This is a genomic window from Pseudomonas brassicacearum, assembly GCF_003732265.1.
Lineage (GTDB): Bacteria > Pseudomonadota > Gammaproteobacteria > Pseudomonadales > Pseudomonadaceae > Aquipseudomonas > Aquipseudomonas brassicacearum_D.
The window spans coordinates 1-299 of sequence record NZ_MOBK01000036.1; the positions used below are offsets into that span (position 1 = coordinate 1).

The following is a 299-nucleotide window of genomic DNA, read 5'->3' on the forward strand; positions in this document are numbered from 1 at the left end:
GCAAGCTGGATTTCTCGGCGCTGAAAGTCACCTTGTCCGGCGGCATGGCCCTGCAACTGGCCGCTGCCGAGCGCTGGAAAGCGGTCACCGGTTGCGCCATCTGCGAAGGTTACGGCATGACCGAAACCAGTCCGGTGGCCACGGTCAACCCGATCCAGAACATCCAGATCGGCACCATCGGTATTCCGGTGCCATCGACCCTGTGCAAAGTCATCGACGATGCCGGCGTCGAGCAGCCGCTGGGTGAAATCGGCGAGCTGTGCGTCAAGGGCCCGCAAGTGATGAAGGGCTACTGGCAG

Annotated in this window: 1 protein-coding gene; it reads left to right on the plus strand. The window is 62.5% G+C overall.

The genetic code is table 11. The annotated features are described in order from the left end of the window. The coding region (locus tag BK660_RS33220; RefSeq protein WP_259698546.1) for an AMP-binding protein at positions 1–299 on the plus strand (299 nt) is incomplete at both ends.